We start from the raw sequence: 13,595 nt of genomic DNA, 5'->3' as shown, positions 1-13,595 counted from the left end.
TACATCATTTATCCCCCTAATACGACACGATCATCGACTAATTTCTCTCCGCGAACCCGTTCGAACTCGCGCAGCAGCTTTTTCGTTCTAGCGGTGATTCTGCCCGTAATGATGCTATCCACTGCAGCATGCGGCGGCGGATCAGTCAGGCCAACAGTGACGATTTGATTTCATAATTGGCGTTCCCCTTTCTTCTCCCTTGATATGAACTTTCATTAAGTTGAACGATTGAATGTCTTGAGTCTGATGCAGCTTCGTTATCTCAAGACTTGTAACTGTGATCTTTCTTTAGTTCCATTTCTGCCGATTATTATTGCACTAATGCAATGCTCCGATGGTCCATTACCGTTTTTTATAAAAGCATAAAACCAGTAACGTTTCATAGAATTAATCGTATAGGTTTATGCTGCATCGTCAATATTAACTTTTGATATTTATGTCATTATTATGTCATTATTTGGTTTATTATGTGTGTTTTCATGCTTTTTCCACCCCATATATAATTAAAGCCATCTTTCTTCATTGCTGTCGAAAGATGGCTTTGGTTAATGCATGATTCAGTTGCATGTGAATTTTACTTTATTGCGTTGTATAAAGAGGACGGCTGCCGTCCTGCTTTCTGCTCTCGATTTCGATGCGCAGCAGCTCCAGGAAAGAAGGCTCCAGCTCCATGCGGAGCGCTTCTTGATAAGCTTCTAACAAGGATTCGTCTTTTAATAGCGCAAACATGATCGCTTTCTCTATACTCCTTTGTTCGTGCCGTCTCGATAATCGCGCCGCCGCGCCACACCGTCCGCATACGCGGCATCCACCACCGCGTCGCGAACCTTGGACACGACCTGCGTGTTGAAGACACTCGGAATAATATATAGTTCGCTTAATTCTTCAGGCGACACCACTTCCGCAATGGCGTGAGCCGCCGCCAGCTTCATGCGCTCGGTCACTTTGGAGGCGCGGCAGTCCAGCACGCCGCGGAACAGCCCCGGGAAGCAGAGCACATTGTTAATCTGATTCGGATAATCTGATCGGCCAGTCGCAATAATGCGGGCGATGCCTTCGATTTCATCCGGATCGATTTCCGGTGTCGGGTTCGCCATCGCAAAAATAATCGGATCTTGAGCCATCGCCGATACGTCTTCCTTCTTCAATACACCTGGACCCGATACGCCGATGAACACGTCCGCGCCTTGAATGACATCAGACAGCTTGCCGCGTTCGCCATGCGGATTCGTCTTTGCCGCAAACCGGTTCCACGCCTCGTTCGCGTAAGATTCATCACGGGTAAGCGCCCCTTGCCGGTCGACGCCGATAACGTTGACCGCTCCGGCAGATATAAGCATTTCCGTACATGCCATTCCGGCTGCGCCGATGCCGCACAATACGATTTTGCAATCTTCAATCCGCTTGCCGACGATACGCAGCGAGTTCAATATGCCGGCAAGCAGGACGACAGCCGTTCCGTGCTGATCGTCGTGGAACACCGGGATATCGATCAGCTCGTTCAGCCGCTGCTCAATCTCGAAGCAGCGCGGCGCGGAAATATCCTCAAGGTTGATGCCGCCAAAAGCTGGTGCAATTGCCTGGATCGTACGGATAATCTCTTCCGTATCCTGCGTATCGAGACAGATTGGGAACGCGTCGACATTGGCGAATTGCTTGAACAGCATCGCCTTCCCTTCCATGACCGGCATCGCGGCCATCGCACCGATGTCACCCAATCCGAGCACGGCCGTCCCGTCGGAGACGACTGCGACCGTATCCCGCTTAATCGTCAACGTATAGGCGCGGGACGGGTCCTCGTGTATAGCCATACATACGCGTGCTACGCCTGGGGTATAGACGCGCGATAAATCATCGCGGTTCCGGATGGGAACCTTCGGCTGCATTTCAATCTTGCCGCCCAAATGAAGCAGGAATGTCTGATCAGATACGTTGACGATTTTGACGCCTTCCACTTGTTTCAGGAGCTGGACAATCCGATCGCCCACGCTGCCGTCATACACATTTACCGTAATATCCCGTACCGTTGAAGTCGCTGTTCCGCGAATGACGTCAATCGCAACGATGTCACCGCCGCCTTCACCGATAGCTGCTGCAACTTGTGCAAATGAGCATTGACTTTTATCAATCTCCATACGAATAATAATGTTCGTGCTTGACCCTAGCGACTTGGCCATTGTTGTCACTCTCCCTTGGCGAGTTGCTTTATAAACGTTCTAAGATGCCAGCCAACAGTGCGGCTCTGCGCGGAAGTTCTGTAAGCCATATGTATTCTGACGGTGAATGTGCTCCGTCTCCGCGCACTCCAAGCCCGTCCAATGTCGGCGTTCCGCATGCTGCAATAAAATTTCCATCACTGACTCCGCCCGTGCTTGTTTCTCCGAGCCCCATATTCAATTGATCCCAGGCTGCGGCGCGGGCGATCTCGAACAATCGTCCGATTTGCCTCGTTCTTTCCATCGGCGGGCGATTCATATCCCCTGTCATGCTCATGCGCACTTCGGGATGGAAGGGCGTCAGATGGTTCATTCTCGTTGCAAAATGCCGAAAATCGTCCATCGTCTGCACGCGAACATCAATTTCCGCCGTCGCTCGATCTGCAATGACATTCGCACCGATGCCCCCGTTGACGACACCTACGTTGACATAAATGCCGCGGCTTGGTTCGGACCATGCGTGCAATCTTATAATCTGCCGCGCCATCTCCTCGACTGCGGACACGCCCGCTTCCGGGTTGACTCCGGCGTGGGCCGACCGTCCTTCTAAGGACAGCAGGAAGCGACCGCTGCCTTTGCGGGCGGTCTTTACCGCTCCATGCGGTTCCATGGGAGGCTCGAGCACGAAGGCGGCCTCGCTCTTGCGCGCATAAGATTCGATCCATTGCCGGGAGGTGGGACTCCCAATTTCTTCATCACTATTAATTAATAACACAATTGATAGCTGTTGGGGAAGTCTATTTGTCATTTGCAGCAATTTTAATGCAAATAATGCTTGAATAAGGCTTGCTTTCATATCATAAACGCCAGGACCGAAGGCGCGATCCCCATCTATCCGGAATGGCCTGAGCTTCGCCTCGCCAGCAGGCCACACCGTATCCGCATGGCCGACCAGCAGAACTTGCCGCGGACCGTTGCCTACGCGAACAGCCAGCCGGTCTCCATACTGCCGGTTCGGAACACGCTCCACCCGCGCTTGGAGGGCTTCGCTGCAGCGTGCGGCATACCAGCCGATCATCCGGTCCGTCAATGCTTTGTCCGTGGACGGTGAATCCATATTGACGCTTTCCTCCAAGAGTGCGACCATGTCCGGCAACCACCGTTCGAGCTGCGGTACAAAATTCATAGGTTCTCGACCTGCCTTAATGGGAATGCGAATTGGAACCGAACAAGCGGTCTAATCCGTATACCCGTTCTAAGATGAAAATAAAAATCAGACTGAGCAAAATCATGATGGATGAAATCGAAGCGACAAGCGGAGTCAACGACTCCTGCATGTAGTTGAATATCGCCATCGGCAATGTGGTCGTCGACGGCGAGACAAGAAAGAGCGATACCGTCACGTTATCGAATGAAGTCAAGAAGGCGAACACCATGCCCGAGAAGATGGCCGGCCGGATGACCGGGAGCGTAATATCCCAAAAGGTGCGTATCGGATGAGCGCCCAATATGGCGGCGGCTCGTTCCAGCGTATAATCGAAGGAGCTGAGTCCTGTCAATACCAGCCGCACGACGTACGGCACCGAGATGAGAATATGAGACAAGAGCAGTCCCGTGAACGTCCCGGCGAGTCCGATCCGTGTAAAAAACAAAAGCGCTGAAATTCCGATAATGAGTGAGGGCACCGTTAGCGGCGACAGCAAGAGCGCGTTAATCGCCCCGCTGCCAGGCGGCTTGTATTTATGCAGGGCCAGCGCAGCCAGCGTGCCGATGAGCGTTGCAATGACGGCGGCCAGCACCGCCAGCTTCAAGCTGAACCAGAAGGAATCGACGAACTCGGGACGATCGAATATTTTGACATACCATTGCATTGAAAAGCCTTCCGGCGGAAATCTCAATACACCTGTCGACGTGAACGAGGTGGGAACGATAATAAGCAGCGGTGAAATAACCATCAGCACGACAAAGAACGTAATTAGGCCAAGCGGCGTGAGGCGGAAACGTCCCGATTCTCTCATCATGATGAGAACACCTCCTTATAGCGCTTCGTCTCGACCAGCTTGGTGAAGAGCGCAACCAGCCCCAGCGTTGAGCCGAGCAGCAAGAAAGCAAGCGCCGCTCCGAGCGACCAATCATAAGCGGCCATCATCTTCTCATACGCGATGACCGGCATAACCTTTACAGATGTGCCTCCCATAAGCGCGGGCGTCACGAACGCGCTCATTGCCAGGCTGAATACGAGCGTCGTGCCCGCGAAGATGCCGGGCATGCTGAGCGGCAATGTCAAGCTGAAGAACATGCGTGCCTTGGAAGCCCCAAGGATTCCGGCCGCTTTATATAATGAGGCATCTACCGCATACAGGCTCGCGGCCACCGCCAGCACCATATAGACTATGAGGGAATCCGTTAACCCGATAACGACGCCGAGCTCATTGTACAGCAAACGCAGCGGCTTATCGATAAGGCCTAGCTTCAATAACGCACTATTAATAAATCCGTTATCGCTTAAAATGACGACCCAGCCGAAGTTGCGTATGACGACACTGATTAAATGCGGCGATATAATTAGAAAGGTAATGAAGCCGCGCATCTTGGGCGTTGCTCTCGCCATATACATCGCCACAGGGTAACCAAGAATAAGGCATGCCAGCACTGTCCATAAGCTTAGCTTGACCGTGCGCCATAACACTTCAATATAATAAGGATCTTGAAAAAAGAGCTTGTACTGGGCAAACGTCCACGTTCCCGTTCCTCCGTCCTCACGAACGCTAATCACGAGCATGTAAAGCATCGGCAGCACGAACACGCCGAGGATAATAATGAAGCTCGGGACGAGCAGCAGCAGCGCTGCCCACACTTTGTTGCGCGCAAGCTTGGACATCGCTTACTCCTCCTTCCACGGAAAGACGCTTACGTCGTGGGCATCCCACATGAGCTTAATGCGCTCTCCTTCTCCGAATCCCGTTTGGCGCCGGAGCGTATGCGTGCGAACGGTCACCGGCACCCCCTCCACGTCGACGACAAGCTCGCCATAGGACCCGAGGAAAGACATGAGGCGCACCGTGCCGTAGACTGTATTGTCTGCACCAAGACCAGCCGCAGCATCGCGGCCCTCGTGAGCAGCAGCCATTCGAATATGCTCGGGGCGGACATAGGCCGATACCCGCTCCCCTTCCTGGAACGGATACGTACGATGCTCTGCCTTCAAAGCGAGGCCGTTTGTCGTCATAAGTGTCCCGCTCCCGTCTGACTGAGAGGTGACGGCCGCCTCGAATCGGTTCGATTTCCCGATGAACTCGTGCACGAACGCGGACGCGGGGCAATGATAGATATCCTCTGGCGCGCCGATTTGCTCCACCTTGCCGTGATCCAAGACGACGATTCGGTCGGATAAGTACATCGCTTCTTCTTGATCATGCGTCACGAAAATTGTCGTTACCCCGATCTCCTGCTGCAGCCGCTTCAGCTCCTCGCGCAATTCTTCCCGCAGCTTCGCATCCAAGTTGCTGAGCGGCTCGTCAAGCAAGAGCAGGGACGGCTCCGTCACCAGCGCCCGCGCAATTGCAATGCGCTGACGCTGCCCGCCGGATAACTGCTTCGGATAACGATCCGCCGCATGCGGCAGCTTTACTAATTCGAGCACCTTGCGCACACGCGCCCGCATATCGCTCTTGGACGTCTTTCTTAGCTTCAGGCCATAAGCGACATTCTCTTCCACAGTCATATGCGGGAACAGCGAGTAGGTCTGGAACACCATGCCGAGATCGCGCTTGTTCGCAGGGACCCCATTCATCGGCTTGCCTTTAATGCGCAATTCTCCTCCATCCGGTTCCAAGAAGCCGGCGATCATATTTAATGTCGTCGTCTTCCCGCAGCCTGAAGGACCGAGAAACGTGACGCACTCTCCCCGCTCAACCTGCAAGTTGAAATTGTCAACGACGGCCGTTCCTCCAAAGCGCTTGTGGACGCCCTGCAGTTCTACGTCATATTGTGTCATGAACATGCCTCCGCTCCGATAAGTATTCGCCATGAACCCGAATTATTGCTTGCCGACCTGAGGTGCTACTTCCTTATTAAACGTATCTAGCCAATCCTTCGTATTTTGGCTGATGACCCCGTAATCGAGCGCCACGATTTTGCTCTTGTCAAAATCAAGCAGCCTGCCCGTGTCCTCCGGTAATTTCACATCGACGGCCGTATTGTAATACAGCTTGGTCGCGTACAGTATCTGGACATCCTCGGTCAACAGGAAATCAATAAACGCTTTTGCAGCCTCCGGATGCTTGGCGCCTTTCACCAAAGAGGCAACGTTAGGCACGATATTCGCCCCTTCCTTCGGAATAACGAATTCAAGCTCCACGCCTTGATCCTTCTGCACGATGCTGCGCGCCATCGTCCAGGCCGTATACACGGATGTGTGATTTTGTAAATTTTGCTGCAGCTGGGCGGCCGTCTTCGCGAAGGTAGGCATGTACGCGGCAATCGTTTTCAGTTTTTCGAATCCTGCGGTCATGTCTTTTTCGGATCCGCCATTGGCATAAGCAAGCATAATCGTAGCGGAGCGCCCGAAGTTGCTGGACATTTCCGTCAGCGTGATATTTCCCTTCATCTCCGGACGGGCCAGGTCATTCCATGAGTCAGGAACAGGCAGCCCTTTCTCCTGCGCAAGCTTGACATTGTACGAAATGCCCATCGGTGTGAAGTTGACGGTTGCTCCGCTGTTTTCATTCACCTTTAATGTTTCATCGACTTTGGACATATTCGGAATCTGACTCGGCTCAAGCGTTTCCCACAGGCCTTTTGCGCGTCCCGCCTCATGTTCGCCGCCCTCGATGACAGCGACGTCTATCTGCGGCGATCCTTGCTGGGCAGCGACCTTCGCTACGATATCGGTCGACACGCCCGACACATAGGACAGCTTGACCTCCGGGTATTTTTCATTAAACTTTTTGAAAATTTCATCCTTCATCAAGGCTTCGACCGTCGCACCGTTACCGGCAACAATCAGTTCGCCTGCAAGCGCAGTTGAAGAATTGGAATCGCTTCCATTACTTTGGGTCGAAGCCGATTCTCCGCAAGCTGCCAACAAAGAGCCTGCCAACGTCAAAACCAATATCAACGAACCCCAGCGATGTGCCTTCATTATTTCCCTCCCCAATTTGTTCACATATAGTGAACATTGTTTATGAATGGTGAATATTGGTTTGATTTTAGCACAGCAATTTGGTATGTTCAATATAGATACCATGAATTTTGTCACATTTTAATCACTTTTTTGGAAAAATGTTGATTCGTGTTGAGATGCAGGGTTGGGAGAGAGTGGATATGGAACATTATCTGACTTCCGTACAGAAATGCTGTACGCTGCTTAAAGTATTTCTTGACGGCGACAAAGAATGGGGCGTCACCGACCTAAGCAAGGAACTGCAGTGGTCCAAAGGGGCTGTGCATAAAATGCTGTCCACGCTTGAAAGCGAGGGATTCATCAAGCAGAATTCACGCACGAAGCTGTACTCGCTCGGTTATACTCTTCTGGAGCTGGGCAACAAAGTAAAGCATGACGACGATTGGGTCAGCTTCTCCAGATCTTATTTGCAGCAGTTGGCTGAATTGACGAAAGAATCCGTCTGTCTGTGCATTCGGGACCATCGTGATGCCATCTATGTGGACAAGCTGGATTCTCCATTGCCTATCCGCTTCATCATCGATGCATACCGCCGTTTCCCCCTGTACGCGACGAGCGCATCGCGCGTTATTCTCGCTTTCAGTCCCGGGGAAATGCGGGAGGCCGTGCTCAGCGACCCGATTGCCGCGTTTACGGAACAGTCGCTCACCGATCCCGAGGAAATCCGCCATCGTCTCGAACTCATACGCAGCCGCGGCTATGAGATTAGCTCCAACATGCGCAATGTCGGCGTTACGGGTATCGCCGCTCCGATCTATCAAGCGGATGGCAGTGTAAATGCCTCGATCAGTCTCATCGGACCGAGTGACCGGATGGAGCCGAATGTAGAACGCTGGCTCAGCGCGCTGCTGCAAATGACGCAGGAAATGTCCCGCTTGGTCGGTTATAAATGACGCCTGTTAGGCGCTCTTCATATCCGGCCTTCTTCACATGCAAAAAGCCAAAGCCCGAACCATCCGGTTCAAGCTTTGGCTTCCTTGGTGCCGCATCTATTTACTTGCGCTCTAGCGTAATCCAGCTGCCATACTCCGTCTCTTCGAACTTAATCGTAAAGTGGAGCATGTCTCCGAGAGAACGAAGCGGAGCGTATAGCTTGCCGTCCTTAATTTCCGGCGCGACCGGCAACGTCATTGCCTGTCCGCCGACTGTCGCTTCCTTGCTGCCAAGCTTCATTTCAATGCGATTGCCAGTTATATCATCAATGATAGCGATTTGCTTCGTGCTGCTGTCGAACTTCAACACTGCATCAAACTGCTGCGTGACGCCACTAAGAGGAGCCATCATGCTGCCGTTCTTGTTGTACGGAAGCGGCTCGTCATAGAACCAATCGTCGAAGTCGCCGCTCTTCATCGGCAGCATTGCGATTTTGTGCGTAATGCCCGTCGTCTGCAGCCAGCTGTATACAACCGACTTGGAATCGAAATGGTTAAGCCACTTTCCTGGCGTCATGCTCGGATCGTCCACCTTGACGGCATTCGCCGTATCCATAACATCCGCCTTCACGTTGCCATTGATGTTGCTAAGTTCCGACGTGATCGCGTATGTAATGCCTTTTAGCGGAATGTCTTGGCCAGCCGGCAGTGCCACGCTGAGCTGCACGGAAGATTTGCGAACATTAGACTGCCCGTCTACATAGTAGTCCAGCGACAGCTTCGTATTCGGACCCAGCACCGTTGCCAGTTCCGGCGTTTCTTTGACCAGTCCGGCAAATGCCGCATCGAGTTCGTTCACCAGCTTCGGCGCATTTTCCATTACCCACTTGTATGCCGTCAAACCGAGCACTTCGCCGTCTTTCAAGAAATCCATCTGCGTCGATTCATCGCCGAACGACTGAACCATGCCTGCCACGAAGATTGGACCATACAGTTTGCCCATCTCTTGGAACCATGCCTTCAATCCCTCTTCATCCTTCAGAACCGATTGCAGCGTTTCTTTAATCCAAGGAATCAGTTCCTCGCCGGTAAATTCCATGTGCAGCTTCTTGAGCGGCAAAGATTCACCTGCAATCTGTTCGTTCACAGACGATACGTCGGCTTTCTTAGGATTCGGAGCATGTTTGACGAACAAATCCACTGTTGATTTCATGAAGGATCGCGCTTGCTTCGTTGTTTCATCCGTCGGCAGCGCGACTATACCGGCTGCCAAGCCTTGGTTGCCGATGAGAAGCGGCGATTTCGCGCCTTCCACCCATAATGCCACTTGAGTATCTTGCATGCCTAGCTTAAACGGCACTTCCTGACCGGCCGCCTTCAGCTTGCCTTCCATCGAAACATGAGTGCTGTCTTGCGCTTTGGCATCGATGGTAATCTGCGCATCATTCAACCATTGAATGACTTGCTTGTTTTCATCGCTCAATTTCGCATGGTCTGCCAGATCAAGCTTTAATGATACGGTGCTCTTGGATTCAGCCGATGTGACATCAAGCTGCTGCTTCAGCACCTTCGCTACATCAAGCCCGCCGATCGATTGACAGCCCGCCACCACGACGAGCATGGCGGCTAGTCCGAGCGCCAGCCATTTACGAATACGCATAATATCTCTCCCTTCATTATGGAGGCTATGATTCCCACGGATTCATTATGACCGTCTTTCCATCCGATTGTAAAGACCCTTTCGTATCAATTATGCGAATTCAAGACAGATGCCCTCTCCGCCTGCATTTACTTCGCATTCAAGCGGATTTAATGCTATCGGGAGGAGAGGGCGCCGCAAATCACTCCGGCTTATCGGGCTGCCGATCTGAGACGTAAATAGTGTTCTGCATCTTGGCAAGCGGTCAGACGCCAATACTCCGTGTGGCTCGCCGTCTGTTCCGGCTGGATTGTGACCAGCGGCCCCAATGTTTCAAGCTCTAGCATGTGAGCGTTCGTATATAGTTCGAACGAGCTGCCGAAATCCGGGTACTGGACATCCTGCTGCGGCTCGTAACGCTTTTCAAACGCAACGCCGTTCCGGATATACGCCGCCCAGCCTTCCTCATTGTGCATCCCGAATTTAAATGCCTGTTGAAATTCAGAGGATTGACGAACGGCTATCGACTCCTCGCCCCAAGTGACGCGCTCATCGTTCATCTTCGCAGATGGCCATAGCGCGATCGAACGGTTCGGCAACAAGCCTGTTTCACGTGTGGCGTGCGGAACGACCGCGGTGCCGCCCGGCGCCATGACCGATAACGCCCAAGGCGCCAGCTCGATTGGCCATGGCCCCTTGTTCGTTATAACGTGAAGCACCGTAATCTCTTCATCAGTAAAAATAAGTTCGATCTCTTTGCTGATATGCGTCCAAGGCTCGACCGGCGAGATGAATTTGACTCCCGATTCGGTCAACACATACTCAATGGGCTTATCGTCCGGCGCGTATGTGCGCGGATATGCTTCCGGGCTTGCCCATAGACGGTGTCCCCCGCGCAGCAGCCAGCCATCACTGCCCAATGCATGGAACTCCGGTCCCGCTTGGCGGATGCTTCCTTCCGTATCCTCAAAAAATACATTTTCGCCTTCCTTTAAGCTCAGGTGCATAATTCGAATGCCATAGACAAGCGGCACGATAATACGATAAGTTTCGTTCTCCAGCTTCAGACTTGCACCAAAACGCTCATGTTGTATCTTATCAATGCTTAGTTGATTCAAGCATTTCGCCCCCCATCATTCAACTCTGGAACCCGGCAGCGGCTGCGAAACGCCGGAACGCTTCCTGCCCCTGACTGTCCCGCTTGAACACACCCGCAGTCCCCAAAATCTCAACGAATTTCGTTCCGATTTCACTGCGGATGATGTCCATCGCTTCCGCTGGTGAATTCGTCGTGCCCGCACGCTCCAGCATCGCGTCAATCCATGCGGCATGCGGATATAGTGCGTCCTTCTCATCCAGCCGCAGCGTCTGCCAATCATCCCGGCCTGTCAGCAAGGACGCGATTCGTCCGGTTTCCTGCTGCAGACGGCCTGGGAGTATCGCCAGCCCCATCACTTCAATGAGACCGATATTCTCTTTTTTGATATGGTGCAGATGGCGGTGCGGATGGAAGATGCCTTCCGGATGCTGCTCGCTGGTCCGGTTGTTCCGCAGCACAAGATCCATCTCGTACAGCGCTCCGTGGCGCCGCACGATCGGCGTCACCGTATTATGTCTAATCTCCCCGTCAGCTCCGGATGTCGAAGCGAGCACCTCTACGCTTGGATCGCTGTAGCCCTTCCACTGCTCATATACCTCATCCGCACATTGCAGCAGCATATCTTTAATATCGGAACGCAAGCGCAGCACTGACATCGGCCACTGCACGATGCCCCCCGTCACTCCCGGATAAGCAGAATGCGTAAATTCCGTGTCCATCGGCGCCCTTTCAATCGGAAACGTATGCCTGCCTGCCTGAAAATGATCGTGACTCAGTATAGAGCCGCCTACGATCGGCAGATCCGCATTCGAGCCGATGAAGTAATGCGGAAATTGCTCCGTGAACGCCAGCAGACGGCTGAAGGTGCTGCGAGTCAACGTCATCGGAACATGTTCCTTGCGGAATATGATGCTGTGCTCATTGTAATACACATACGGCGAGTATTGGAAGAACCACGTCTCCTCATTCAATTGCAGCGGAATGACGCGCAAATTTTGACGAGCCGGATGATTGAGCCGCCCCGCATATCCGACATTGTCGACGCAGAGCAGACATTGCGGATAGTCCGATATGGACGCTTGCCCTGCCTGAGCAATCTCCTGCGGGCTTTTTTCCGGCTTGGACAGATTGATAGTCATTTCCATTACGCCGAATTCGCTGTGGTGAAGCCAGTATTCATTTTTCCGAACGCGATCCATCCGGATGTAATTGCAGTTTTTGCTTAACTCATAAAAGTCATCTGTCGCCCGCTCAATCCCCTTTTCTGCCCGCAGCCGCTCGAAACGCGCATTCGTCTCCGAGGGACGCGGCATAAGCAGACCCATAATTTTCGCATCAAGCAAGTCGCGCCGGGTGATCGTGTTGTCCGGTATCATCCCGATGACATGCGCGTAATCAAGCAGGTCTTCAAGCATCGATTGGGGTTCGTCCGGGACATCGTTCCAAGCGTCGTTTCCGTACCCCGCGCAAGGCTCGGCAATATGGAACAGATCGAGCAATTGATTGCGGACATAAGGCAGATCGGATGTGCCGACCATCTCTTTGTGTAACGCGTAGCGAACCAGCCTTTCAATCTGCCAGGCAGCACGATCGGTTGAGACTGAATCTCGCGCTTCTTTCATCATGTCATGCGCCATCGTCCTTCTCCTCCCCTATTCCGCGTATCCATTGGGATGCGCTTGATGCCAGCGCCATGCGCTCTGGATAATCGTCTCCATGTTTTCCCGCTTCGGTTCCCAGCCCAATACCGATTTCGCCTTGTCAGCCGAGGCGATGAGCACGGCAGGGTCGCCGGCGCGGCGCTCGCGAATGACCGTCGGAATCGGCAGCCCCGTCACGCGTTCGGCCGTTTGAATCACTTCCAAGACGGAGAACCCGTTGCCGCTGCCCAAATTGAACACGTCGCTCTTCCCGTTCTGCCGCAAGTAATCTACCGCCAACAAGTGGGCATCCGCCAAATCGCTTACGTGAATGTAATCCCGTATGCATGTGCCGTCCGCGGTCGGATAATCGTTGCCGAATACGGCCATTTCTTTCCGTTTGCCAAGCGCGGTCTGCAGCACGAGCGGCACCAGATGCGTTTCAGGCCGGTGATCTTCTCCGATAAGCCCGCTCTCGTGCGCGCCCGCCGCATTAAAGTATCTTAACGACACGTACTTCAAGCCGTGCGTCTCGCCGAACCAACGCATCATCCGCTCCATCGTCAGCTTTGTCTCGCCGTATACGTTCGTCGGGTTCGTCTTGGCCGTCTCTTCAATCGGCGTCCGTTCCGGTTCGCCATACGTCGCGGCCGTCGAAGAGAAGACGATGCGCTTTACCCCGAATTGCTGCATCGCTTGCAGCAGCACGAGCGTGCCATGCACATTGTTGTCATAATATTTGGCCGGGTTCTGCATGCTTTCTCCTACTAAAGAATAAGCCGCAAAGTGAACGACCGCATCGATATCATGCTGCCCGAACACGTCTTCCAAGAAGGCTTTGTCACGGATATCTCCGACATGAAGCGTGCCCCCCAGCACCGAGGCCCCATGCCCGGTCTCCAACGAATCAACGATAACAACCTCTTCCCCGCGCGCCAGCAATCCCGCTGCCGTATGCGATCCGATATAACCTGCGCCGCCTGTTACTAACACAGCCATTTCTT

At 53.0% G+C, this 13,595-nt stretch carries 12 protein-coding genes; 1 reads left to right on the top strand and 11 read right to left on the bottom strand.

The annotated features are described in order from the left end of the window. Positions 1–579 precede the first annotated feature (579 nt). The 7 genes from sda to JSQ80_RS18575 are packed head-to-tail and all read right to left on the bottom strand — an operon-like array spanning position 580 to position 7,299. Positions 580–729 (bottom strand): sporulation histidine kinase inhibitor Sda, encoded by a 150-nt coding sequence (gene sda, locus JSQ80_RS18605; RefSeq protein ID WP_206096275.1) that lies wholly within the window; start codon positions 727–729, stop codon positions 580–582. Between the two features lie 11 nt (positions 730–740). Continuing rightward, a complete protein-coding gene (locus JSQ80_RS18600) occupies positions 741–2,177 on the bottom strand; it encodes an NAD-dependent malic enzyme (protein WP_206096274.1) in 1,437 nt (478 codons plus the stop codon). Positions 2,178–2,205: 28 nt separating this feature from the next. After that, positions 2,206–3,342 carry a M20 family metallopeptidase gene (locus tag JSQ80_RS18595; protein WP_087432472.1) on the bottom strand — a complete coding sequence of 379 codons (1,137 nt, stop codon included), beginning with the start codon at positions 3,340–3,342 and terminating at the stop codon, positions 2,206–2,208. Between the two features lie 16 nt (positions 3,343–3,358). Next, complete coding sequence (locus tag JSQ80_RS18590) at positions 3,359–4,177, bottom strand: ABC transporter permease (protein ID WP_087432471.1); 819 nt, start codon at positions 4,175–4,177, stop codon at positions 3,359–3,361. Continuing rightward, positions 4,174–5,037: an ABC transporter permease gene (locus tag JSQ80_RS18585; RefSeq protein WP_206096273.1), complete on the bottom strand. Its 864-nt coding sequence runs from the start codon at positions 5,035–5,037 to the stop codon at positions 4,174–4,176. Before JSQ80_RS18585 ends, JSQ80_RS18590 begins: the two co-directional genes overlap by 4 nt. A gap of 3 nt (positions 5,038–5,040) precedes the next feature. Next, complete coding sequence (locus JSQ80_RS18580; protein ID WP_206096272.1) at positions 5,041–6,153, bottom strand: ABC transporter ATP-binding protein; 1,113 nt, start codon at positions 6,151–6,153, stop codon at positions 5,041–5,043. A 42-nt stretch (positions 6,154–6,195) separates the two neighbouring features. Further along, positions 6,196–7,299 (bottom strand): extracellular solute-binding protein, encoded by a 1,104-nt coding sequence (locus JSQ80_RS18575; protein WP_206096271.1) that lies wholly within the window; start codon positions 7,297–7,299, stop codon positions 6,196–6,198. A gap of 182 nt (positions 7,300–7,481) precedes the next feature. Between JSQ80_RS18575 and JSQ80_RS18570 the strand changes: the two genes are divergently transcribed. Then, the gene (locus JSQ80_RS18570) at positions 7,482–8,234 is read left to right on the top strand and encodes an IclR family transcriptional regulator (RefSeq protein WP_206096270.1); all 753 of its coding nucleotides are present in this window, start codon (positions 7,482–7,484) and stop codon (positions 8,232–8,234) included. Between the two features lie 100 nt (positions 8,235–8,334). Here JSQ80_RS18570 and JSQ80_RS18565 read toward each other — a convergent pair whose 3' ends face one another. From JSQ80_RS18565 to galE, 4 genes are all read right to left on the bottom strand, one after another. Next, positions 8,335–9,873: a copper amine oxidase N-terminal domain-containing protein gene (locus JSQ80_RS18565; protein WP_206096269.1), complete on the bottom strand. Its 1,539-nt coding sequence runs from the start codon at positions 9,871–9,873 to the stop codon at positions 8,335–8,337. A 191-nt stretch (positions 9,874–10,064) separates the two neighbouring features. Next, positions 10,065–10,970: a hypothetical protein gene (locus tag JSQ80_RS18560; protein WP_206096268.1), complete on the bottom strand. Its 906-nt coding sequence runs from the start codon at positions 10,968–10,970 to the stop codon at positions 10,065–10,067. 19 nt (positions 10,971–10,989) lie between these two features. Next, the gene (locus JSQ80_RS18555) at positions 10,990–12,588 is read right to left on the bottom strand and encodes a UDP-glucose--hexose-1-phosphate uridylyltransferase (protein WP_206096267.1); all 1,599 of its coding nucleotides are present in this window, start codon (positions 12,586–12,588) and stop codon (positions 10,990–10,992) included. A gap of 15 nt (positions 12,589–12,603) precedes the next feature. Next, positions 12,604–13,590, bottom strand: coding sequence for a UDP-glucose 4-epimerase GalE (galE, locus tag JSQ80_RS18550; protein ID WP_206096266.1), 987 nt, complete (start codon positions 13,588–13,590; stop codon positions 12,604–12,606). Positions 13,591–13,595 lie beyond the last annotated feature (5 nt).

The organism is Paenibacillus apiarius (assembly GCF_017052585.1).
In the GTDB taxonomy this organism is placed as follows: Bacteria; Bacillota; Bacilli; order Paenibacillales; family Paenibacillaceae; genus Paenibacillus_B; species Paenibacillus_B apiarius.
The sequence above is the reverse complement of the archived record's forward strand: the minus strand, read 5'-3'. Positions and strand labels throughout refer to the sequence as shown.

Bases quoted from the DNA above. Each gene is read 5' to 3' on its own strand.
- sda (WP_206096275.1), bottom strand. From the start codon at position 729: ATGTTTGCGCTATTAAAAGACGAATCCTTGTTAGAAGCTTATCAAGAA.
- JSQ80_RS18600 (WP_206096274.1), bottom strand. From the start codon at position 2,177: ATGGCCAAGTCGCTAGGGTCAAGCACGAACATTATTATTCGTATGGAG.
- JSQ80_RS18595 (WP_087432472.1), bottom strand. From the start codon at position 3,342: ATGAATTTTGTACCGCAGCTCGAACGGTGGTTGCCGGACATGGTCGCA.
- JSQ80_RS18590 (WP_087432471.1), bottom strand. From the start codon at position 4,177: ATGATGAGAGAATCGGGACGTTTCCGCCTCACGCCGCTTGGCCTAATT.
- JSQ80_RS18585 (WP_206096273.1), bottom strand. From the start codon at position 5,037: ATGTCCAAGCTTGCGCGCAACAAAGTGTGGGCAGCGCTGCTGCTGCTC.
- JSQ80_RS18580 (WP_206096272.1), bottom strand. From the start codon at position 6,153: ATGACACAATATGACGTAGAACTGCAGGGCGTCCACAAGCGCTTTGGA.
- JSQ80_RS18575 (WP_206096271.1), bottom strand. From the start codon at position 7,299: ATGAAGGCACATCGCTGGGGTTCGTTGATATTGGTTTTGACGTTGGCA.
- JSQ80_RS18570 (WP_206096270.1), top strand. From the start codon at position 7,482: ATGGAACATTATCTGACTTCCGTACAGAAATGCTGTACGCTGCTTAAA.
- JSQ80_RS18565 (WP_206096269.1), bottom strand. From the start codon at position 9,873: ATGCGTATTCGTAAATGGCTGGCGCTCGGACTAGCCGCCATGCTCGTC.
- JSQ80_RS18555 (WP_206096267.1), bottom strand. From the start codon at position 12,588: ATGGCGCATGACATGATGAAAGAAGCGCGAGATTCAGTCTCAACCGAT.
- galE (WP_206096266.1), bottom strand. From the start codon at position 13,590: ATGGCTGTGTTAGTAACAGGCGGCGCAGGTTATATCGGATCGCATACG.